This is a genomic window from Stutzerimonas sp., assembly GCF_982611455.1.
Map to the genome: position 1 here is coordinate 44,055 of NZ_CEXBBO010000028.1, position 22,346 is coordinate 66,400.

At 62.1% G+C, this 22,346-nt stretch carries 18 protein-coding genes; 8 read left to right on the top strand and 10 right to left on the bottom strand.

Going from position 1 to position 22,346, the window contains the following annotated elements; genetic code table 11:
* The first annotated feature begins 11 nt into the window (after positions 1 to 11).
* On the top strand, positions 12 to 1,457 hold the full coding sequence (locus AC2LD7_RS16305) for an alanine/glycine:cation symporter family protein (protein ID WP_484598775.1): 1,446 nt from the start codon (positions 12 to 14) through the stop codon (positions 1,455 to 1,457).
* Positions 1,458 to 1,519: 62 nt separating this feature from the next.
* The gene (locus AC2LD7_RS16310; RefSeq protein WP_484598776.1) at positions 1,520 to 2,512 is read left to right on the top strand and encodes an asparaginase; all 993 of its coding nucleotides are present in this window, start codon (positions 1,520 to 1,522) and stop codon (positions 2,510 to 2,512) included.
* 14 nt (positions 2,513 to 2,526) lie between these two features.
* Here the strand turns inward: AC2LD7_RS16310 and AC2LD7_RS16315 are convergent, their stop codons facing one another.
* The 3 genes from AC2LD7_RS16315 to nudE all read right to left on the bottom strand — a co-directional run bounded on the left by AC2LD7_RS16315 (position 2,527) and on the right by nudE (position 6,917).
* Entirely contained in the window at positions 2,527 to 5,394 is a 2,868-nt protein-coding gene (locus AC2LD7_RS16315) for an ATP-binding protein (RefSeq protein ID WP_484598777.1), read from the bottom strand.
* Positions 5,395 to 5,538: 144 nt separating this feature from the next.
* On the bottom strand, positions 5,539 to 6,354 hold the full coding sequence (cysQ, locus tag AC2LD7_RS16320) for a 3'(2'),5'-bisphosphate nucleotidase CysQ (protein ID WP_484598778.1): 816 nt from the start codon (positions 6,352 to 6,354) through the stop codon (positions 5,539 to 5,541).
* Positions 6,351 to 6,917: an ADP compounds hydrolase NudE gene (gene nudE / locus AC2LD7_RS16325; protein WP_484598779.1), complete on the bottom strand. Its 567-nt coding sequence runs from the start codon at positions 6,915 to 6,917 to the stop codon at positions 6,351 to 6,353. The genes cysQ and nudE overlap by 4 nt, the downstream gene beginning before the upstream one ends.
* Before the next feature lie 122 nt (positions 6,918 to 7,039).
* On the opposite strand from nudE, the gene yrfG reads away from it, so the two are divergent.
* From yrfG to AC2LD7_RS16350, 5 genes are all read left to right on the top strand, one after another.
* Positions 7,040 to 7,720, top strand: a complete 681-nt coding sequence (yrfG, locus tag AC2LD7_RS16330; protein WP_484598780.1) for a GMP/IMP nucleotidase — start codon at positions 7,040 to 7,042, stop codon at positions 7,718 to 7,720.
* A 192-nt stretch (positions 7,721 to 7,912) separates the two neighbouring features.
* On the top strand, positions 7,913 to 10,012 hold the full coding sequence (locus AC2LD7_RS16335; protein ID WP_484598781.1) for a hybrid sensor histidine kinase/response regulator: 2,100 nt from the start codon (positions 7,913 to 7,915) through the stop codon (positions 10,010 to 10,012).
* A gap of 130 nt (positions 10,013 to 10,142) precedes the next feature.
* Positions 10,143 to 10,991, top strand: a complete 849-nt coding sequence (gene fdhD / locus AC2LD7_RS16340; protein ID WP_484598782.1) for a formate dehydrogenase accessory sulfurtransferase FdhD — start codon at positions 10,143 to 10,145, stop codon at positions 10,989 to 10,991.
* Positions 10,988 to 13,324, top strand: coding sequence for an FdhF/YdeP family oxidoreductase (locus AC2LD7_RS16345; protein WP_484598783.1), 2,337 nt, complete (start codon positions 10,988 to 10,990; stop codon positions 13,322 to 13,324). Before fdhD ends, AC2LD7_RS16345 begins: the two co-directional genes overlap by 4 nt.
* A gap of 177 nt (positions 13,325 to 13,501) precedes the next feature.
* On the top strand, positions 13,502 to 13,963 hold the full coding sequence (locus AC2LD7_RS16350) for a hypothetical protein (RefSeq protein ID WP_484598784.1): 462 nt from the start codon (positions 13,502 to 13,504) through the stop codon (positions 13,961 to 13,963).
* A 344-nt stretch (positions 13,964 to 14,307) separates the two neighbouring features.
* Here AC2LD7_RS16350 and AC2LD7_RS16355 read toward each other — a convergent pair whose 3' ends face one another.
* The 4 genes from AC2LD7_RS16355 to AC2LD7_RS16370 all read right to left on the bottom strand — a co-directional run bounded on the left by AC2LD7_RS16355 (position 14,308) and on the right by AC2LD7_RS16370 (position 19,490).
* Entirely contained in the window at positions 14,308 to 14,745 is a 438-nt protein-coding gene (locus AC2LD7_RS16355; RefSeq protein ID WP_484598785.1) for an acyl-CoA thioesterase, read from the bottom strand.
* A 39-nt stretch (positions 14,746 to 14,784) separates the two neighbouring features.
* Positions 14,785 to 15,948, bottom strand: a complete 1,164-nt coding sequence (locus AC2LD7_RS16360) for an iron-containing alcohol dehydrogenase (RefSeq protein ID WP_484598786.1) — start codon at positions 15,946 to 15,948, stop codon at positions 14,785 to 14,787.
* Positions 15,949 to 16,458: 510 nt separating this feature from the next.
* Positions 16,459 to 18,249 (bottom strand): acyl-CoA dehydrogenase C-terminal domain-containing protein, encoded by a 1,791-nt coding sequence (locus tag AC2LD7_RS16365; RefSeq protein ID WP_484598787.1) that lies wholly within the window; start codon positions 18,247 to 18,249, stop codon positions 16,459 to 16,461.
* A gap of 2 nt (positions 18,250 to 18,251) precedes the next feature.
* Complete coding sequence (locus AC2LD7_RS16370; RefSeq protein WP_484598788.1) at positions 18,252 to 19,490, bottom strand: 3-hydroxyacyl-CoA dehydrogenase; 1,239 nt, start codon at positions 19,488 to 19,490, stop codon at positions 18,252 to 18,254.
* Between the two features lie 102 nt (positions 19,491 to 19,592).
* Between AC2LD7_RS16370 and AC2LD7_RS16375 the strand changes: the two genes are divergently transcribed.
* Complete coding sequence (locus tag AC2LD7_RS16375) at positions 19,593 to 20,492, top strand: LysR family transcriptional regulator (protein WP_484598789.1); 900 nt, start codon at positions 19,593 to 19,595, stop codon at positions 20,490 to 20,492.
* Between the two features lie 219 nt (positions 20,493 to 20,711).
* On the opposite strand, the gene AC2LD7_RS16380 is transcribed toward AC2LD7_RS16375, so the two are convergent.
* The 3 genes from AC2LD7_RS16380 to AC2LD7_RS16390 all read right to left on the bottom strand — a co-directional run bounded on the left by AC2LD7_RS16380 (position 20,712) and on the right by AC2LD7_RS16390 (position 22,149).
* Positions 20,712 to 21,038 (bottom strand): hypothetical protein, encoded by a 327-nt coding sequence (locus AC2LD7_RS16380; RefSeq protein WP_484598790.1) that lies wholly within the window; start codon positions 21,036 to 21,038, stop codon positions 20,712 to 20,714.
* Between the two features lie 72 nt (positions 21,039 to 21,110).
* Entirely contained in the window at positions 21,111 to 21,638 is a 528-nt protein-coding gene (locus AC2LD7_RS16385; RefSeq protein ID WP_484598791.1) for a DUF5384 family protein, read from the bottom strand.
* Between the two features lie 4 nt (positions 21,639 to 21,642).
* Positions 21,643 to 22,149: a hypothetical protein gene (locus AC2LD7_RS16390; RefSeq protein WP_484598792.1), complete on the bottom strand. Its 507-nt coding sequence runs from the start codon at positions 22,147 to 22,149 to the stop codon at positions 21,643 to 21,645.
* Between the last annotated feature and the right edge of the window lie 197 nt (positions 22,150 to 22,346).

Here is a 22,346-nt window from a genome sequence, read left to right on the forward strand (position 1 = left end):
ACCCTTCCGCCATGCTCGATCTCCTCAACGATCTCATCTGGAGCAAGCTGCTCATCGTGATGCTGATAGGTCTTGGCCTGTACTTCACCATCGCCTCGCGCTTCGTCCAGTTTCGCTACTTCGGCAGCATGTTCCGCATCTTCGGCGAGGCCTTCAAACGTCAGCCGGGCCAGCTCAGTTCGTTCCAGGCGCTGATGCTCAGCGTCGCCGGCCGCGTCGGTGCCGGCAACATCGCCGGTGTCTCGGTCGCTATCATGCTCGGCGGCCCGGGCGCGATCTTCTGGATGTGGATCGTGGCGTTGGTCGGCATGGCCACCAGCTATTTCGAATGCTCCCTGGCGCAGCTGTACAAGCGCCGTGAAGCCGACGGCGGCTATCGCGGCGGCCCGGCGTTCTACATCCAGCATGGCCTGGGCCAGCGCTGGCTGGGCATCGTGGTGTCACTGCTGTTGCTGGTGACCTTCGGCTTCGGCTTCAACGCCGTGCAGTCCTACACCGTCGCCAGTTCGATGAACGACACCTTCGGCGTGCCCACCTTCGTCAGCGGCATCGTGCTGATGGTGGTGATCGGCCTGATCATTTTCGGCGGCATCAAGCGCATCGCCAAATTCGCTGACGTGCTCGTCCCGATCATGGCGTTCTCCTACATCGCCATGGCGATCTTCGTCATCGGCAGCAACGCCGGACAGATTCCAGAGGCGTTCGGCACCATCTTCCGTAGTGCCTTCGGCCTGGAACCGGCGTTTGCCGGCGGCATCGGCGCGGCGATCATCATGGGCGTCAAGCGCGGCCTGTTCTCCAACGAAGCGGGGCTTGGCAGCGCGCCTAACGTGGCGGCGGTCGCCGAGGTGAAGCACCCAGTGGCGCAAGGCATCGTGCAGTCGCTGAGTGTGTTCATCGACACCATCGTGCTGTGCAGCTGCACCGCGCTGATCATCATCCTCTCCGGTGTGTTCGAGCCGGGCAGCGACATGGCCGGTGTGGTCCTGACCCAGACCGCCGTTGCCGCCGTCGTCGGCGAATGGGGCCGGGTATTCATCAGCGTGGCGCTGCTGCTGTTCGTGTTCACCACGCTGATCTACAACTACTACCTTGGCGAGAACGCGCTGGGCTTCTTTACCGGCAAGCGCTGGCCGGTGCTGGTCTACCGCATCATGGTCATCGGCCTGGTGATGTGGGGCTCGATCCAGGACCTGGGTACGGTGTTCGGTTTTGCCGATGTGACCATGGGCCTGCTGGCCATCTGCAACCTGATCGCCCTGGCGCTGCTGTTCAAGGTCGGCCTGCGCCTGATGCGTGACTACGATCGCCAGCGCGAGGCGGGGGTCGAGTCGCCAGTGTTCGATCCGAAGAATTTCGCCGATCTGGATCTGGACCCGAGCGTCTGGCCGGCCAAGGCCATCGGTGAAGCCACCGCAGACGGCACGCTCGCCGGAACCCAGGCGCATCAGCACTAAGCCGCCCGGCGATCACACGTGAACAGGGGGCTCGGCCCCCTGTTTTTTATTAGGAGTCCCCTATGCCGGCTTCCAGAAACATCCTGGTGCTGTACACCGGCGGCACCATCGGCATGCAGCAGAGCGCGGAAGGCCTGATGCCCGCCTCCGGCTTTGCCAACAGATTGCGCGAACAGCAGGACCAACAATCCGAGCTGGCATTGCCGCACTGGCAGTTCCGCGAACTGTTACCCCCCATCGACAGTGCCAACATGAACCAAGCCAACTGGCTGGCGATCGCCGAGGCCATTCGTGCCGGCGTCGAGCAGGACGGCTGCGATGGCGTGTTGGTGCTGCACGGCACCGATACCCTGGCTTACAGCGCCGCGGCGTTGAGCTTCCTCTTGCTTGGGCTCGACGTCCCGGTGCTGCTGACGGGCGCCATGTTGCCGGCCGGTGCGTCCGGCAGCGATGCCTGGAGCAATCTCTTCGGTGCCATGCAGGCGCTTCACACGGGTGTCGCGCCGGGTGTGCATCTGTATTTCAGCGGCAAGCTGATGCATGGCGCGCGGGCCAGCAAGCGTGGCACCGCCACGCTGGATGCCTTTGGTGCCCCGCCTCGCCAGCGGCACGGCCAGCGCGCCCCGAATGTTCCTGCCGTGCTCGATTATCGTCAGCCACGCCGCCCGGTCAGCCTCGCGGTGTTGCCGCTGTATCCAGGCATCCAGGCGGCGCAAATACGCGCGCTGTTGAACAGTGGCGTGCAGGGCCTGTTGCTCGAATGCTACGGCAGCGGCACCGGGCCGGCGGATGATGCCGAGCTGTTGGGTGTGTTGAAGGAAGCGCATGAACGCGGCGTGGTATTGGCGGCAATTAGCCAGTGCCCGCAAGGTCATGTCGAATTCGGCATCTATGCGGCCGGCAGCAAACTGGCGGCCACTGGCTTGGTATCAGGCGGCGGGATGACCCGCGAAGCGGCGCTGGGCAAGCTGTTCTCGCTGCTCGGCACCGGCTTGTCGCAGAAGGAAGTGGAACATTGGTTCGGCCTCGACCTCTGCGGTGAGCGGGCCGATTAACACCCGCGAGTCATTCAGCTCGGCTTGAGACCCGGCGCCTGCAAACAAGCGCGGACCAGCCGGCGCAATTCGTCGAGGTCCAGCGGTTTGTTCAAGCGTCCCTGACAATCGAAACCGCTGCGCGCCTCGCTGGCGGCGCTGAGCACGATGACCGGCAGCTCACGGGTCGCCGGCGTCTGGCGCAGCAGCGATAACAGTTCCTCACCATTCAATTCGGGCAGGTTCAGGTCCAACAGAAGCAGCTCCGGCGGATCGGCCAGCAAATGCTCCAAGGCCAGCCGGCCATTACCGATCACGCTGATCTCGCCCATGTCGGCCAGGGCCTTGCGCACCAGCAGCTGACTAGCCGGATCGTCTTCGACATAGACGATGCGCGGCCGCTCACGGGCTGGCAGCACGGGTTGCGGCTCCAGCATCGGCAGGGCGATCCAGAAGCGGCTGCCGACGCCCGGTTCGCTCTTCACGCCAATGCTGCCACCCATGAGCTTGGCGTACTCCAGACACAGCGACAGCCCGATCCCGGCGCCCTGGATGTTCGAGTTCTCGCGGCCCAGCCGCTGGAAGGGTTCGAACATCCGCGCCTGCAGCGCCTCGTCGATGCCCAAGCCGGTGTCTTCGACCAGCAGGCGCACCTGCCCAGCCACCGTTTCGATGCTGAGCAGGATCTGCCCGGACGGCGTGTTGTACTTGATCGCATTGGACAACAGATTGAGCAGCACCTGACGCAGGCGCCGTGGCTCGGCCAGTACTTCGATGGGTGCATCCGGCAGATCGAATTCAAGCCGCAGGCCATGGCGCTGCACATCGAGCGCGACCAGCTCGGTACATTCGCGCATCAGCGCGGTGACCTCGACCCGCTTCAACTCCAGCCGCGGCCGCTCGGCCTGCAGGCTCGACCAGTCGAGGATGTCGCTGAGCAGCTGATTCAGGTGCCGGCTGGCCAGCAGAATCTCGTCGAGGTAGTCGGCCGCGTCCGGATCGGCTTCGGGCGAGCAGTCCATGCGCATCAACTGGGCGAACCCGAGGATCGCGTTGAGCGGTGTGCGCAGCTCGTGGCTGATGCTGGAAATCAGATGAGTCTTGGCCTCATTGGCGACCTGAGCTTGCTGAGTGACTTGGCGCAGGTCCTCCTCGACCCGCTTGATCGCATCGATATCCACATGGGTGCCGGCGACCAGCGTGGCTTCGCCAGTCTGCGGGTCGCGTTCGAGCACACGGCCGCGGCTGAGCAGCCAGTGATATTGTCCAAGAGCATCGACGAAGCGGAACTCGCTTTCGTAGCGCAGCGCATCGCCCTGATGCATGCGGGCCAACTCGGCGCGCACCTTGGGCACATCGAGCGGATGGATGCGCTGCAGGAACTGCGCTTCGCTGATCCGCGACGAGGGCAGCCCGAAGCGGGCCGGCAGGCGCCCGCGGAACTGCAGCGTGGCGCTGCGCATGTCGTTTTCCCAGAGGCTTTCGGTGGCGCTTTCAAGCACCAGTTCGAGACGTTTGGATGCTTGCGAACGCTGCGCCTCGCTGAGCTCGAGTTGCCCGCCGATGGCCTGGGTGTGCTGTGCCAGATCGTCGAGTTCGCGTATATCCGAGGCGACCGGCTGCGGTCGCCACAGGCCATGGCCAATCTGGTCCATCATTCGCGAGATGCTGGCGATGGGGGTGAGCAGTGCCTGACTGAGCTGCCGCGCACGCAGCCACATATAAGCGAAGAACAATAGATAGAACAGCAGCAGCCCGGCGATCAGCAGGTAGCCGATCTGCCGATAGCGACTGGCCAAAGCATTGGTCTGGCTGAACACTTCGGCCTCGTCCACCACCGCCAGCAGGTGCCAGCCGGTCTGTTCCACCGTGGTCCAGGCCACCAGCTGCTGGCGGCCATCGAGGTTCAGGCGCTGCACGCCTTCGGTTTGCGCGGCGATGGCGTGCGCCAGTTCGCGGGTTTCCGGCCGGCGACCGAGGCGGAAGTCCTCGGGTTTGAAAACTTCCCGGCGAATCGCTTCGTCGTATGAATGCTCGGTCAGCTCGTCGAGGCCGAACTGGCGCTCGCCCGCCTCGGGCAATGCCATGATGTTGAGATCGCGACTGATCAGCACGCCATAGCCATTCCAGGGCACCCGCAGACTGCCTATCTGCTTCAGAATGCCGCTGACGGTGATATCGATGCCGTTGACGCCCTCGAGAAAATCGCCGCGATACACCGGCGCGATGGCCGACATCATCCAGCCATGCCCGGCCGGGTCCAGGTATACGTCCGTCCAGACGACCTTGCGCGCAGGGTTATGCCAGGAGCTGGCCAGGTAATAGAAGTTGTAGCTCGGGATGTCCATGTCCGGCGGATACTGCTCGGCGGTGTCGAACCACGGATAGATGTGGTTGTAGCTATCCCAGCTGTTGAAATAGAGGCTGGCGATCAGCGGGTTGGCGACATGCAGCTCCTTCATCAGCGGATCGAGACGGCGCAAGCGCGCCACCTTTTCCAGGTCCTGCAATTCAGGCGCGGTGACAGCAGAATAGAAGCCCGCCGCACCGCCCTCATCGCGCGGGCTGTAGCGCACACCACCGGAGCCAAGCGTTAATGGCGGTTGCGGTTCGATGCCGGTGTCGTCCAACGCGCGGATGGTGAAATTGCGAAACAGCGTCGTGGCGCTCGCCACTTGTTGCAGCTGCTGACTGATGATTCGCGACTCACGGTCGGCCGCCGCCTGTAATTCGGACAGCGCGGTCTCGCGCAGATGCTCGATCTGCGCATCACGGATGGCATTGTTGGTCTGCAGGTAGGCCGCGATCAGCACCACCTCGACCAGCACCAGCGGGATCAGCGCGCTTTGAACGAAGGCGCGCCAGATCCATTGTCGTATCCCGGTAGGGGTTTTCGATGACACAACGCCGCTCCAGCGATCCGATTCATGCGTTTGGCCTGTTCACGGCAGTCGTAACACTGCTGCAACGGGGCTGGCTTCGAAGATTGGCATAAACAGACAGCCATACCGGACCCGCTCCAGCTTGCCCGGTTGGCGAGCCCTCGCTCAGCGGTTCGCCAGTTCGATCAGTCCGGCGCGCCAGTCAACGCCGCGAGGTAGCGCCAGGAAGGATGGGTTGAGATAGCTTTCGCGCGCCTCGTAGGTCAGCGTCGCGCCGCTGACATCCAGCACTTCGCCGCCAGCACCTTCGAGCACGCCCTGGGCCGCCGCGGTGTCCCACTGCGAGGTCGGCGCCAGGCGCGGATAGCAGTCAGCGGCACCTTCGGCCAGCAGGCACAGCTTCAACGAACTGCCGACGTTGGCCAATACCAGCTCACCGAAACGCTGACGCAAGCCTTCGAGCAATCTCTCCTGCGCCGGGCTGGAATGGCGGCGGCTGGCGACGACCGTAAAACCTTCCGCTGGGCTCTGACGCACCTTCAACGGCTGCGCGGCGCCATCGGCTTCGGCGCGCCATGCACCGAAATCGGCGCCGCCGTAATAGCAGCGGCCGTTGGCCGGAATGCCCACCACGCCGAACAGCACGTGGCCCTGCTCGACCAACGCGACGTTGACGGTGAACTCTTCGCTGCCAGCAATGAATTCCTTGGTGCCATCCAGCGGATCGACCAGCCACCAACGCGTCCAGCCGGCACGCTCGGCCAAGCTCAGCGCACAATCTTCCTCGGAGAGCACCGGAATGCTCGCATCCAGCGCGCGCAGGCCGTCGGCCAGCAAATGATGAGCCGCCATGTCGGCGGCTGTGACGGGCGATGCGTCGGCCTTCTCATGTACCTGCACATCGTTGCGCCAGTGCGGCAGGATGGCCTCGCCGGCGGCGCGGACCAGGTCGATGACCCGCGTCAGATAAGGATGGTTCATTGGCCGAACTCTCCCCGCTGGGTGAGCAGATCACGCGCCAGGTAAAGCGCGGCGAGGGCACGTCCTTCGGTGAATTGCGGGTTCTGGACCAGGCTCGACAGTTCACGCAGATCGATTCGCTCGACTCGCATCGGCTCAGGCTCGTCGCCCGGCAGCTGTTCAGGGTAAAGATTGCGGGCCAGCACGACCTGGATCTTCTGGCTCATATAACCCGGCGAGAGCGAAAGCTCGGTGAGCAGCTCAAGGTTGCGCGCGCCGAAGCCGGCTTCTTCCTTCAGTTCGCGGTTGGCCGCGTCCAGCACATCTTCGCCCGGTTCGATCAACCCCTTGGGCAACGACAGCTCGTAAGTGTCGGTGCCACCGCAGTATTCCTCGACCAGCAACGCCCTGCCGTCGCTTTCCAGCGCGACGATCATCACCGCGCCATAACCGGTGCCCTTGCCGACCAGTCGTTCGTAGGTGCGCTCGACGCCATTGGAAAACCGTAGCTGCAGCTCCTCGACACGGAACAGACGGCTAGTGGCGACGATCTCACGGGCAAGCACAGTTGGTTTCTGGCGCATGGGGATATCCTTGAAACGCGAACCGCAATCATAACCCGGCTTTTTGCACTGACCGTCAACGCTTTGCATCGACCCGACCACTGCCGCACCATTATCCGATTGCCGAACCACGAGAGCCCGCCATGATCGCTTCACTGCCCTGGTCCGAGATCGACACTGTCCTGCTGGATATGGACGGCACGCTATTGGATCTGCACTTCGATAATCACTTCTGGCTCGAATTCCTGCCGCAGCGCTACGCCGAACGGCACGGCATCAGTCGCACCATGGCCGAAATGGAGCTGACTCCGCTTTTCGCCGAACACGAGGGCAAGCTCACCTGGTACTGCCTGGACTACTGGACCCGCGAGTTGAACCTGCCGATCCGTGAGATGAAGCGCGAGATCGCCGACCTGATCGCCTTGCGCCCGGCGGCGGACGAATTCCTCGCCGCCCTGCGCCAGGCCGGCAAACGCGTGGTGCTAATCACCAATGCCCATCGAGACTCGCTGTCTCTAAAACTCGAACGCATCGAACTGGCACCGTGGTTCGACCGTCTGATCAGTTCACATGACTACGGTTTTCCTAAAGAGCAGGCGCAATTTTGGGATGCCTTGAAAGCGGATCTGGATTTCGATCCAGCCACCTCGCTATTCATCGATGACAGCCTGCCGGTTTTGCGCAGCGCCCGCGGCTTCGGCGTCGCGCATTTATTGGCCATCAGCGAACCGGACAGCCGTCGCGGGCAAAAAAACACTGAAGAATTCTGTGCCGTCGACGATTACCTAGAGCTGATTCGCAGCTTGCAGGGTTATCCGGCCTGAATGCAGGCATACCGCTGGCCTGCCTGATTGCCGGGATCATGCTTGCCTGAGCTAAGGCAGCCGCTCAGCGAGATAACGAGGTGACCGGTAACAATACAACGCGGCTCAGCCCCGAGCTGCGCCAATAGGGCAGATGAATGCCGCTTAAACGCGACGTGCGCCGCATGGCCCACCCGCATCGATGGACGAGATATGGCAGTAGATCCGCGATTCTGGCCGCACGACAACAGCGACATGAGCGGCCGCATCCGCCGCCACGACTGGAGCGTAACGCCGCTGGGCCCGATCAATAGCTGGCCGGTCTCGCTGCGGGTGCTGCTCGACACTTTGCTCGAAGCGCCGTTGCCGATGTGCGTGCTCTGGGGCGACAGCGGCGTGCAGCTGTACAACGACGCCCACGCGGCACTGATCGGAGATCGCCACCCCGCCGCGCTCGGTGCATCGGTCACCTCCACTTGGGGTGAAATCTGGGCAGCGCTGGTCGATGCCTGCAACGGCCATCAACGCAGCCAGGCATGCCTGCTGCGCAATCACTGCCTGCCTGGAGAGGGCGCATCTGACGGCGTCTGGCTCGATCTGACCCTCAGCCCCATCCGCGATGGCCAGGAGATCGCCGGGCAACTGTTGTGCCTGCGCAGTAGCGAAGAGGAAGCGCTACGCCGCAGTGAAGAAAAGATCCGCATGATCACCGACGCCTTGCCGGTGCTCATCGGCTACGTCGACCGGGACGAGCGCTATCGCTTTAACAACCGCCACTATGAAACCTGGTTCGGCCAGCCTCCCGACACCATTTATGGGATGCATCTGAAAGACGTGATCGGCGAGCGCGCCTATAACGAGCGCCGCGAACGGATCAAGGCCGCCCTTATCGGCGAAGAAGCCATCTTCGAGGCGTCCATGCCCCACCGCGACGGTGAGCTGCGCCGGGCCTGGATGCATTACCTGCCGCACCATGACGGCGAAGGTAAGGTGCAAGGTTTCTTTGTCCTGACGCAGGATGTCACCGAGCGTTGGCGCGCCGAACAGGCCCTGCGCGAACTCAACGAAACCCTGGAAAGCCGCGTGCAGGAGCGCACCACCGCACTGGCCGAGGTCTACGAGCGGCTACTCAAGGAAATGGCCAGCCGCGAACAGGCGCAGGAAGCCCTGCGTCAGGCGCAGAAAATGGAAGCGGTCGGCCAGCTCACCGGCGGCATCGCCCATGACTTCAACAACATGCTCACCGGCATCATTGGCGGACTGGATCTGATACAGCGCTATAACCAGACCGGTCGTCACGCCGAAACCCAGCGCTTCATCGATGCCGCCGCCACCTCGGCCAACCGTGCCGCGGCGCTCACCCATCGCCTGCTCGCGTTTGCCCGGCGTCAACCGCTGAACCTCAAGCGGGTCGACCTGAACGCGCTGGTCGAATCGATGCGCGACCTGATGGTGCGTACCCTTGGCAGCCATATTCTGGTCGACGCCCAGTTGCAGCCGGACCTGTGGGCCGCCAACAGCGACGAAAACCAACTAGAGAGCGCCCTGCTCAACTTGGTCATCAACGCCCGCGATGCCATGCCCGACGGTGGCAGCCTGTATATCGCCACCGCCAATGTGCAGCTGTTGCGTCAAGCTGAAGTGGGCGAACTGGCGCCGGGTCGCTACGTCACCCTCAGCGTGATCGACAGCGGTTGCGGCATGTCGCCCAAGGTGTTGGCCGCCGCATTCGAGCCGTTCTTCACGACCAAACCGATCGGCCAAGGCACCGGACTCGGGCTGTCGATGATTTACGGCTTCGCCCGCCAGGCCGGTGGTCACGTGCAGATCCGCAGCGAAATCGGTAAAGGCACCGAGGTCACGCTGTATCTTCCGGCGCACCATGCGCTGCCGATGCCGGCAGCGGCTGACAACCCGGCTGAGCAACCGCCACAGGCGTTGCAAGGCGAAACCGTGCTGGTGGTCGAAGACGATCCCGCCGTGCGTCAACTGGTGCTGGATGTGCTGGGCATGCTCGGCTATCGAGCGCTGGAGGCGGCCGAGGCCAACGCCGCGGTGAAAATTCTGGAAAGCGGCGAACGCATCGATCTGCTGGTTTCGGATGTCGGCTTGCCGGGAATGAATGGCCGACAATTGGCGGATATCGCTCGTCAGCATCGCCCTGAATTGAGCGTGCTGTTCATGACCGGTTACGCCGAGCAGGCGGCCAGCAGCGGGTTCCTGGAGGCGGGCATGGATATGATCAGCAAGCCGTTCGCCATCGACCATCTGGCCACGCGAGTGCGCGAGATGCTTGCCGGTAACGCATCGTGATGGAGCCCGCCGGGACGAACGGCGCATGACTGCACAGACGCAATACGCGTTGAAAAACCTGCTTAAGCCGCGCACAGTCAGCCGGTCGGCAAAAAAAACCTGTTCGAACGATCAACCATCGAGCCTGCTCATGAACGCCCCACGCCGCCCCCTCGCTTCCCCGGATAGCAGCGCGCCGGCTGACGCCAGCCAACGCTATCACTTCAAGGCCATTGGCGAGACGCTGCAAGAGCCGGTCGAGTTGGCCGAGGAATGCGCCCTGGCAATCGCCTACAACGGCATCAGCCAGGCGGTGATGATGATTTCACCGGCCAACCTGGAAGATTTCGTGGTGGGCTTCAGCCTCGGCAGTGGCATCGTCGAAGAAGCCAGCGAGATCTACGACATTCACATCAGCGGCACCGGCAGCGGTCGCCAGGCCGATGTCGAGATCGCCAGTCGTGCGTTCTGGAAGCTCAAGGAGCAACGCCGCCAGCTACCGGGCAGTGCCAGCTGCGGCCTGTGCGGTGTCGAGGCGCTGGAGCAGGCACTGCCGCAGCTGCCGGTGCTACCGATCGCGCCGCTGCCCCCGGCGCATTGGCTGCAAGACCTGCGTCAACGCATCGCCGAATACCAGCCGCTCGGCAAGACCTGCGGGGCGGTGCACGCCGCGCTGTTTATGGATGCTCAGGGCTCGATCCTGTTGGGCCGTGAAGACATTGGCCGACACAACGCGCTGGACAAGTTGATCGGCGCACTCAGCCGCGCCGGGCATGACGTCACGGGCGGCGTCGCGGTGGTCACCAGCCGCTGTAGCCTGGAGCTGATCCACAAGGTTCAGCGCGCCGGCATCCCCACCCTGGTCAGCCTCTCGGCGCCCACCGGTCTGGCGACCCAATGGGCACAGCGACATAACATCAACCTGATTCACATTCCCCACCGCAGTCCGCCACGGGTCTACAGCCCGGCCGCCGATACAGACGACGGGTACAACGAATGAGCCTGCAGCCGGAAAAGCCGCATTATCGGCCCTATACCGGCGCCGCCGCCGGCTGGGGTGCGCTGCGCAGCGTCGCGTATTCCTGGCTCGACAGTAATCAGCCGCTGAAGAATCTGCGCGCGCTGCTGAAGACCAACCAGAACGGTGGCTTCGACTGCCCAGGCTGCGCCTGGGGCGATTCGCCGGAAGACGGTGCAGTAAAGTTTTGCGAGAACGGCGCCAAGGCCGTGAACTGGGAAGCCACCACCCGCCGCGTCGATGCCAGCTTTTTTGCACACTACAGCGTCAGCCAGCTGCGCGAGCAGAGCGATTACTGGCTCGAATATCAAGGCCGGCTCACCGAGCCGATGCGCTACGACGCCGCCAGCGACCACTACCTACCGATCGGCTGGGACGCCGCTTTTGCGCTGATCGCCGAGCACCTTAAAGCACTTGATAACCCTAACCAGGCCGAGTTCTACACGTCCGGGCGGACCAGCAACGAGGCAGCGTTTCTCTACCAACTGTTCGTCCGCGCCTACGGCAGCAACAACTTTCCCGATTGCTCGAACATGTGCCACGAGGCCAGCAGCGTCGCTCTCGGCGAAAGCATCGGGGTCGGCAAGGGCAGCGTCACCTTCGAAGATTTCGCCCAAGCCGACGCCATCTTCGTCCTCGGACAGAACCCCGGCACCAACCACCCACGCATGCTCGAACCACTGCGCGAGGCGGTCGCCCGTGGTGCGCAGGTGGTCTGCTTCAACCCGCTGAAGGAACGCGGCCTGGAGCGCTTCCAGCATCCGCAGCATGCGTTGGAAATGCTCGCCAACGGCTCGGCACCGCTGAATACGGCGTTTTTCCGCCCGGCCCTGGGCGGTGACATGGCGGCCATGCGCGGCATCGCCAAGCTTCTGCTGTTCTGGGAGCGCGAAGCCCAGTCCAAGGGTGAGCCATCGGTGTTCGATCACGCCTTCATCGAACAGCACACCAGGGGCATCGACGCCTATCTGGCAATGCTGGATGCCACCAGTTGGGAAGACATCGAACAACAGTCGGACCTCGATCTGGCTCAGCTGGAACAGGCGGCGCGAATCTACCGCAACGCCGAGCGGGTGATCGTCTGCTGGGCCATGGGCATCACCCAGCATCGCCACTCGGTCGCCACCATTCAGGAAATAACCAATCTACAGCTGCTGCGCGGCAACCTCGGCAAACCCGGCGCGGGCCTATGTCCGGTGCGTGGTCACAGCAACGTACAAGGCGATCGGACCATGGGCATCAACGAGCGCCCGCCGGCGGCGCTGCTCGATGCGTTGGAAAAGCGCTTCGACTTTGCCGTACCGCGCCAGCCCGGACACAACGTGGTCGAAGCCATCGAAGCGATGCTGGACGGTCGCTCGAAGGTCTTTATCGGCTTGGGCGGCAACTTTGCCCAGGCCACGCCGGACAGTTCGCGCACCCATCAGGCATTGCAGCAATGCGTGCTGACGGTGCAGATCAGCACCAAGCTCAACCGCAGCCACCTGACCGTCGGCCGCGACGCGCTGATCCTCCCATGCCTCGGCCGCACCGACATTGACCGTCAGGCCGGTGGCCCGCAGGCAGTCACCGTGGAAGACTCGTTCAGCATGATTCACGCCTCCCACGGCCAGCTGGAGCCCCTCTCGCCGCTGATGCGCTCTGAGCCGGCCATCGTTGCAGGCATCGCTCAGGCCACGCTCGGCAAGCATCCGCTGGAGTGGGAAACACTAATCGCCGACTACGCGAGCATCCGCCGGCTGATCGCCGATACCATTCCTGGTTTCACCGACTTCAACCAACGTCTGTTGTTGCCCGGCGGCTTTCATCTGGACAACCCAGCCGCGTCACGGCGCTGGAACACCGACAGCGGACGCGCCAACTTCATCGCCGGTCCGCTGCCGGACAGCCTGTTCGACGAGGCGGTTCACAGCACCGGCGTGCTGCCAGACCTGACCTTGCAGACGCTGCGCTCGCATGACCAATACAACACCACCATCTACGGCCTCGACGATCGCTATCGTGGTGTTCGCGGTCAGCGCCGGGTGATCTTCGTCAACGCGGCCGACATCCGCCGGCTGGGCTTCGAGCCCGGACAGAAGGTCGATATCCAGTCACTGTGGAATGACGGCATAGAGCGCAAGGTTGGGAACTTCACTCTGCTCGCCTTCGATATTCCACCGGGCCAGGCGGCCGCCTATTACCCGGAAACCAACCCGCTGGTGCCGCTGGCCAGTGTCGGCATCGGCAGCCACACGCCGACGTCCAAATCCATCGCCATTCGCCTGTATGCCGCGCGGGGAGATTCGTCAGCCGTAGGCTTCTCGCAAGCATAAAAAGGCGCCTGATGGCGCCTGCGTAAATATGTCGGACCGCTCCGCTTGTTTTTGGTTCCGCTGTTAAATCAAATACTTACTAAAAGTGAAAAGCATCACACCTTTCATCGGCAGGCGCTTGCACAAGCGTTCACTGGCGCGTGAGGATCGCGGCGCCATCCACTGTGAGGTTTCGTAATGAAGTATTCCTCGATTCTGCTGTTAACCGCGGGCCTGCTCAGCAGCGCCGCATTTGCCGGAAGCAACACCGAAGCAGCCGTTGGCGGCGCACTGGGCGGAGCACTTGGCTCGGTGGTCGGAGAGCATCTCGGCGGCTCGACCGGAGCAGCCATCGGTGCCGGTGTCGGCGGCGCGGCCGGCGGCATGGTTGGTGCGGATAAGCGCAGCCGTACCGAGGCGGCTATCGGCGGCGGCCTTGGTGCTGCAGGCGGCAACGTAATCGGCCAGCGCGTCGGCGGCAGCACCGGCGGCCTGATCGGCGCAGCGGTAGGTGGCGGCGCCGGTGGTGCGGTCGGCAACGCCTATGGCGACGATGACGACGACGGTCGCCGAGACCGCCGCTACCGCGACGATCGTCACCATTACCACCCCGGCAAGGCCAAGGGGCATTACAAGCATAAGCACAAGCATCACGACTGACGTCAGCCATTGGGGCGCTGGCGTTAGCGCGATCTTGTTCACTTAAGCAATTTCGCCCCGAGGTCGGGCCTCCCACAAAAGCAGCAGGTCCGCACCAGGTTTGTGGGAGGCGCGCCCTCGCGGCGAATGAGGTTCGCGGGCCACAAATTAGAGTCGCACGCCGAGCCGTTACCGCTTAAGTGAACAATTTTACGGAGTTAGCGAGCTCATCTTCCTGACAAAGCTATCCCCGTCACCCGGCCGTCTCCCTGCAGGGCGAAGGCCGGGCGATGCACCTGGCCGAGCAGCCCCCGCGCCACGCTTGTGCGGCTATAGAACGCAAAGCTCTAGCTCAACGACTTACGTTACGCCACTACCAGCGCTTCCAGCGTCTTGCGCAATCCGTCCGGAATCGGTGTCGAGCGGTTGTGTGCGCGCTCGACGAATACATGCACCACTTTCCCCGCCGCGCACGCTTGCTGCTCGCCCTGTTTGAAAATCGCCAGCTCGTACTGCACCGAACTGTTGCCCAGCTTGCCGACGCGCAAGCCGACCTCGATGGCATCGGGAAAGGCGATCGGCGCGAAGTAATCGCAGGAGGAACTGATCACGAAACCGACCACACCGCCGTTATGGATATCCAACCCGCCCTCGTGGATCAGGTAGGTGTTCATCGCACTATCGAAGTAGCTGTAGTAGGTGACGTTGTTTACGTGACCGTAGATATCGTTGTCGTGCCAGCGCGTGCTGATCGGGTGGAAATAGCGATAGTCGGCGCGCAGGTGCTTGGGTTGATCAGGCATCGAGGCCTTACTCCAGGTTCATTGTTTTTCTCGGCGCGCTCAATACGCCGCCTGATAGATCGCCAAGGCATCCGCCTCGGTGACTTCGCGCGGGTTGTTCACAAGCAGCCGCTGTTGTTGCATGGCCTCCTTGGCCAGTTGCGGCAGCATCGCTTCTGGCACGCCGGCGTCGCGCAGGCGATTCGGCAAGCCCATGCGTCCGCAGAGCTGATCCATCTCCTCGATCAACTGTTCGGCAAAAGTCGCCGGATCATCGCTGCGCAACCGCTCGCCAAGGACGATTGGCGCCAGCTCGCCGTAATGGGTGGTCGCCGCGCTGACGTTGAAGCGCAGTACGTGCGGCAGCACCAGCGCGTTGGACAGGCCATGGGGAATATGAAAATTGCCGCCCAACGGATAAGCCAGTGCATGCACCGCCGCCACTGGCGCATTGGCAAACGCCTGACCGGCCAGACAGGCGCCGAGCAGCATGGCCTGACGCGCCTCGCGATTGCTGCCGTTATGCACCGCCTCGTGCAGGCTGGCCGAGAGCAGCCGCAGCGCTTCGCGAGCCAGCAGGTCAGATAACGGGTTCTTTTTCAGTGCACTGGTGTAGGCCTCGATGGCATGCACCATGGCATCGATGCCGGTCGCGGCGGTTACCGCTGGTGGCAAGCCGAGAGTGAGATCGGCGTCGAGCAGCGCAAGATCGGGTAGCAGCAGCGTCGAAACCACGCCCATCTTGGTGGTTTCGCCGGTGGTGATGATGGCGATCTGAGTGACCTCCGAGCCGGTGCCGGCGGTGGTCGGCACCTGAATCAGCGGCAGGCGCTGGCCCTTGGCGTTGCCCACGCCATAGATGTCCTGCAGCGATTGCGCACAGTCCGGATGCGCCAGTAACGCCACCAGCTTGGCGACGTCCATCGAGCTGCCACCACCGAAGCCGATGATCAGATCCGCCTTGGCCGATTTCGCCTGCTCAACGGCGGCCAGCACAATGTGTTCTGGCGGGTCGGCCACCACCTGGTCATAGACCGCGATCTGCAAACCTTCGGCCTCGAAGCCCGGCATTACCTCGTTGAGCAAGCCGAAACGGGTAATACCCGGATCAGTAACGATCAGCACCGAGCTCGCCCCGCGCTCTTTACAAAGATTGGCCAGACGCCGCGACGAGCCAGGCTCGCAGATCAATTGAGCGGTTGTGGCAAAGCTGAATGGATGCATCGGTGCCTCCTGTTTTTATGGTTCGGCTTCGGCATGGGCTTTTAAACGCGCCCTACCCCAGCCCTCTCCCGGAGGGAGAGGGGGTATTTCCGTGCAACGGCGAGCACTGCGCGCGAACCTCACTCGGTCCAGCTCCCTCTCCCCTCCGGGGAGATTGGGGTGAGGAGCTCGGCTCGCGCTTGATCACTATCCATGCCTGTTTTAAGTAACGCGCTCTGCTCCATTCCGCCCGCGCTCGAAGAGTTTGTCCGCGCAAGCGTCGAGCACCGGAGTTCAACGTCTCCGCGTTCTGCCCCCTCTCCCCTCCAGGGAGAGGGCTGGGGCGCCCGGCAAGGGGTGAGGGGCGCGGCATCCGTTGGATCGTTGATCGTGCACAGTTCTGCGACATTGACGTCGGAACCCTCCAGCCCCCATCGCCATCGCGGGCGCATAAGCTTCATTTCCATGCTGTTCTGCGCCGCGGAGGATGGGTGCAACCCATCGCTCGCTCGACAACTATTCATCTCCCACTCAAAACGCGAAATCCGCCTCCGGCAATGCCATCAAACAGCTTGCCCCACCGAGAATCGCCTCACGATGCCCGCTGGCACGCGGCAACACGCGGCGCAGATAGAAGTCCGCGCTCGCCAGCTTGGCCTGATAGAACGCCTCTTCACCAACACCCTGTTCCAGTGCATCCTGCGCGCGCGCCGCCGCCTGCAGCCAAAGCCCGGCTAACAACACATAGGCGGAGTACTGCAGAAAATCCACCGAAACCGCGCCGATTTCCTGCGGATCGCGCTGCGTCGCGGCGATTATTTCGGCCGACAGCTCGCGCCATTCGCCGATACGCGTCTGCACCTTGCTGGCCATCTCGTGCAACGCCGGTCGGTCGATCTGGCGATCGCAGAGTTCGCTGAACTCTGCTTGCAATGCAGACAGCTCGGCGCCGCCGTCACCGAGCAGCTTGCGGCGGATGTAATCCAGCGCCTGGATGCCGTTGGTGCCTTCGTAGAGTTGGGTGATGCGGCTGTCACGCATCAGTTGCTCCATGCCCCACTCGCGGATATAGCCGTGGCCGCCGTAAATCTGCACACCGAGACTCGCCACTTCCTGGCCCATGTCGGTGAAGAATGCCTTGACGATGGGAATCAACAGCGCCGCGCGCTTGCTCGCCGCCTTGCGATTGCTCGGTTCGGGGTCGCCGTGTTCGAGATCCAGCTGCCGCGCGCAATAGGCCGCCAACATGCGGCTGCCTTCGACCAACGTCTTCTGGGTCAGCAGCATGCGACGCACGTCCGGGTGGACGATGATCGGATCGGCAACCTTGTCTGGGTGCTGGACGCCAGCCAGCCCGCGCGATTGCAGCCGCTCGCGGGCATAAGCGAGGGAACCTTGGTATGCCTGCTCGGCAATGCCGAGGCCCTGCAAACCGACCTGAAAACGCGCGTCGTTCATCATGGTGAACATGCACGCGAGCCCCTGGTTGGGCTCACCGACGATCCAGCCGGTGGCGCCGTCGAAGTTCATCACGCAGGTGGCCGCGCCCTTGATGCCCATCTTGTGCTCGATGGCCCCACAGGACAGCGCGTTGCGCTCGCCCGGCGTGCCGTCCACCTTGGCGATGAACTTGGGGACCAGCAACAGGCTGATGCCCTTCACGCCGGCCGGCGCATCCGGCAGGCGCGCCAGGACCAGATGCACGATATTTTCGCTCATATCGTGCTCGCCACCGGAGATGAAGATCTTGCTGCCGCTGACGGTGTAGCTGCCATCCGCCTGCGGTTCGGCCTTGGTGCGCAACAACGCCAGGTCGGTGCCCGCCTGCGGCTCGGTGAGGCACATGGTGCCGCTCCAGCTGCCGCTGACCAGCTTCTCCAGATAGGCATTCTTCAGTTCTTCGCTGCCGTGCTTGTACAGCGCCAGCACCGCGCCCTCGGTCAGGCCAGAGTAGATGCGGAAGGACAGCGAGGCGCCCATCAGCATTTCGTGAAAGTTGCAGGCGACCAGCTGCGGGAAGCCCTGCCCGCCGTACTCGGTGGGCCCGGTCATGCTGGCCCAGCCATTGTCCACGTACTGCTGGTAGGCCTCGACGAAGCCTTGCGGCGTCTTCACTTCCCCGTTTTCCAGGGTCACGCCTTCTTCGTCGCTGTTGCGATTGAGCGGCGCGATCTCGCCGCCGGTGTAGCGCGCGGCTTCTTCCAGCACGCCGTCGATAAGCTCGCGATCGAGACTGTTACCGAGCAGTTCGCAGTGGGCCGTGGCGTCGAACAGCTCGTGTAGCACGAAGCGCATGTCGCGCAGAGGTGCCTTGTATTCCATGCTCAGGCCTCCTTCTTGTAGTCGACGAAGCGACCGCCGAGCGTAGCCAAGCTGTCGATCAGCTCGGCCGGCTTCCAGTGCGGACCGTGGCGTTCGGCCAGCGCATTCAAGCGATCACGAATCGCCGGCAGGCCCTGGCGATCGGCCCAGGTCATCGGCCCGCCGACTTCGGCCGGGAAGCCGTAGCCGTTGAGGTAGACGGTGTCGATATCGGAGCTGGACTCGGCCATGCCTTCCTCAAGGATCTTCGCGCCCTCGTTGACCAGCGCCAGCAGGCAGCGCTCGAGAATTTCCTCGGTACCAATTTCGCGACGCTGATAACCGAGACGATCGGACTCGCACTGCACCAGCGCATCAACTTCCGGGTCGTGTTCAGCCTGACGGCTGCCCTCGGCATAGCGGTAGTAACCCATGCGCGACTTCTGGCCGAAGCGGCCCAGCTCGCAGAGACGGTTGTCGATCTGCACCTCAGGTTCGTCCTGCCCTTTGCCGGCCAGTTCACGGGAACGCCATTCCAAGTCGATGCCGACCACGTCGTACATGCGGAACGGCCCCATGGCGAAGCCGAAGCCCTGCAGCGCCGCGTCCACCTGATGCGGGTAGGCACCTTCGAGCAGCATCGCCCGTGCTTCGCGTACGTAGGTGGCGAGCATGCGGTTGCCGATAAAGCCCGGGCAGTTGCCGGCGATCACGCTGACCTTGCCCATGCGCTTGCCGAGTTCGGTGGAGGCCTCGAGCACCGCCTTCGAGGTCTTCGCGCCACGGACGATTTCCAGCAGTTTCATGATGTGTGCCGGGCTGAAAAAGTGCAGGCCTACGACCTGCTCCGGCCGCCCGGTGACCGCGGCGATGGCGTCGATATCCAGCGCCGAGGTGTTGCTGGCGAGAATGCCGCTCGGCTTAACGATGCCGTCCAGCTCGCGGAAGATGTTCTGCTTGAGTTCGAGGTTCTCGTAGACCGCCTCGATCACCAGATCGACATCGGCTAGCGCCTGATAGTCGGCCGCCTTGCTGATACAGGCGCGGCGCGCTTCGGCTTGCGCTTCGTCGATGCGCCCCTGACGGACGTTGTGCGCGTAGGTATCAGCGACCACGCCCAGGGCCTGCTCGAGCATCTGTGGATTGGTGTCCAGCCACAGCACCTGCACACCGGCGTTGGCCAGGCTCATGACGATACCGCGGCCCATTGTGCCGGCCCCGATGACGGCGGCGGTCTGGATATCGAAGCGGGTTTGGCTCATTGGTGCAGTCCTCGTCGCAAGGCAGAAAAAACAGAAGACCTACCTTAGTTGAAGACGCTACTATTTTTGAAATTTAGTCTTATGATACTTCCAATTCATTCGATGAATATCTACAACTTCGATCTCAATCTACTCCGCGTGCTAGACGCTCTGCTGCGTGAGCGCAACGTATCCCGCGCCGCGGAACGTTTGTCGCTCAGCCAACCGGCCGTCAGTAATGCGCTCAATCGTCTGCGCGAGCTGCTCGACGATCCACTGTTGGTACGCGTCGGCCGCGCCATGCAACCCACGCCCCGGGCGCTGAGCCTGGAAGCGCCGATCCGCGATGCGTTGCAGCAGATCGAACATACGCTCAACGCCGGTGACTTCTTCGATCCGTCCACCAGCCACCAACGCTTCGTCATCGCCGTGACCGACTACGTCGAGCTAATCTGCATGCCGCGCTTGATGGCGCACCTGGCCGATGTGGCGCCGGGGATTCAATTGGCGATCCAGCACCTGACTCCATCGCTGCCGGCAGAAGCACTGGATAACGGTGAACTGGACTTGGTGTTGGGGCGTTTTCCGGAAGTCCCTACTCGCTTCCACACTCGCCGCTGGGCGAGCGAAACGTTGCAAGTCGCGGTGCGCCGCGAACATCCGCTGATTGACGAAGCACTCGACCTCACCAGCTTCCTGCGACTGCGCCATTTGTGGGTCCACGGTGGCCAGACACGCGGGATGGTCGATCAATGGCTGGAAGACCACGATCTCGCGCGCGACGTCGTTTATACGACCCCCAACTACCTTCAGGCCGCCCACATCGTCGCAAGCAGCGATCTGGCCGCCGTGCTGCCCACGCAACTCGCTCGCCACTTCGCCACGTTGCTGCCGTTACAGCTCTTTGAAGTGCCGTTCGATCTAGGCACCTTTCAGCTGGATATCGTCACCGTCGCCCAGCGGGAGCGGGATGCGGCATTGCAATGGCTGATCGAGCAAATCGTGGCGGTTATTAAATACTAATACGTGATCAGTTTCGTAGAAGCGGCTGGCTGGCGAACCGGCCGCCATGCTCCGTTATGAGATCGGCTTCACCGCGGATACCCTGCAGCAGCACCCTCAAACGGGTTAGCTGAAGAACGACGCCATCTGTGAAGATCCGGATTTTGACGAAATATGCCATATTCGGTCCAACACACATTGTTTGGTTTTATCTTAGAAACAGACTAAGTGCCGGACGGCTTACAGTCCGCTGGGAAGGAATCTAGTCGCTCCGTTCACATCATCGATTTTCTTGATCCGAAACGCCTTCTGGCAGGTTTCGTTAGTGCTGTTGGGATCGGCGCAGAACTGCTTTATGAAGTCAACAAAAGCCATGTCTTGTTCACGCACAGTCAGCACTCGTCGGTAATACGAACCTTCGATTCCTTGCGCCTGACGCTGCGCAGTCATTTCCTGATCCACTTCCAGCCGACCGTGCAGGTCCAACACCGGAAACTCTTCTTTCTGCTCTTCCTTGCAGCCAGCCAGAACCAGAACTCCCAGAAGCACATAACAATAACGGGGCATATCAACTAGCCTTTAAATAAACACGAACAAACACGGCCCCTATTCGGAGCCGTGATAGGTGCAACGGGCAGATTATTCGAAGAGTTTTTTCGAACGATTGACGTCGGCTTCGCCAGTGCTCTGCAGTAATGACTTAGCGCCGGAAGAAACATCCCGAGTGGCGTCGGCGCTGGACTGAATCACGTCAGTCTTGGCCGCACTTTCACGCAGTTCCGCATCGATGTAATCGTTGGCGCGCGCAGCCTTGGCTTTCATCGTCTGAAGCTTAAGCCGGGCCTCTTCAATTTGCAGCTCGCGCTGAATATCTTCGAAACTTTCATCGCGGCCACGCAGCCGCTTTTCCTCTTCCTGCTGCGCCAATCGAAGCTGCAATGCCAGCTGCTTAGCCTTCTGCTCGCCAGCGATGCGTTCCTTGCGAAGCGCTTCGTCCTTAGCCTGCTGACGAGCACGCGCCGCAGTTGCCTGCCGCTGCTGCTCGGCCTGCTGTGCAGCCAGAGCCTGCTTATGCCCTACTTCGATTTCATGCAATTGCTCAAACTGGTTGGCAAATGTGGGCGTTGCGAGCATCAATAGAACCGCGGTGATAAGTAGACGTTTCATCGTCTCAGCCCTTAACCGGTTCTGGGCAGGTTGCGTTCGGCTGGATTCGCGTCTCAGTCTCGGATGTCTTGACCATCAGGGATATCTCGCCCAACGCGAACTCGCAAACCCGGCCAACCTGAGCCGAAGTGAAAATCTTGCCTTCTTCCGAGTAGCCGATCAGAACGCCCGGCACCAGAGTCGTGTCGTTGACAAGGGAGCCCGCCAGCGCGCCAGTCGCGCCACCGGCCACACCGCCAACAATCGCCGTATCACGGTTGTTAGAAGAACCCAGTGCGGCACCACCGAGAGCACCCAGAACGCCGCCAATCATCATCGCCGCTTTCTTGTTGCGCTCATTGCTTACTTTGATCTTGGTAGGAGAAACCGTAATGATTTTTACGGTTTTAGCTTCTTGCTGTAGATTTACTTGGCTGGCGTCGAATACGTCTGCCTGATATTCCTGACCGGTCGACTGGCAGCCGGAAACCATTGCGGCTACTGCCATTACCATCATGCTTTTCTTGAACATCCCTCGCCCCCAATTCCTTAACGCAGCAGTGCTGCAAATCCAGTACATATACTCATAGAGACATCATTTTGATATCACTCATTGGATTTTTACCTGTTGAGGCTGGGTTGTAAAGCTGCGGTGTATATCTCATTTTTCTTCTTTGGGATGGTCTGAAGTAGTTGTGTATTTCTGGCTGACTTCAGCCCCTGCCGATT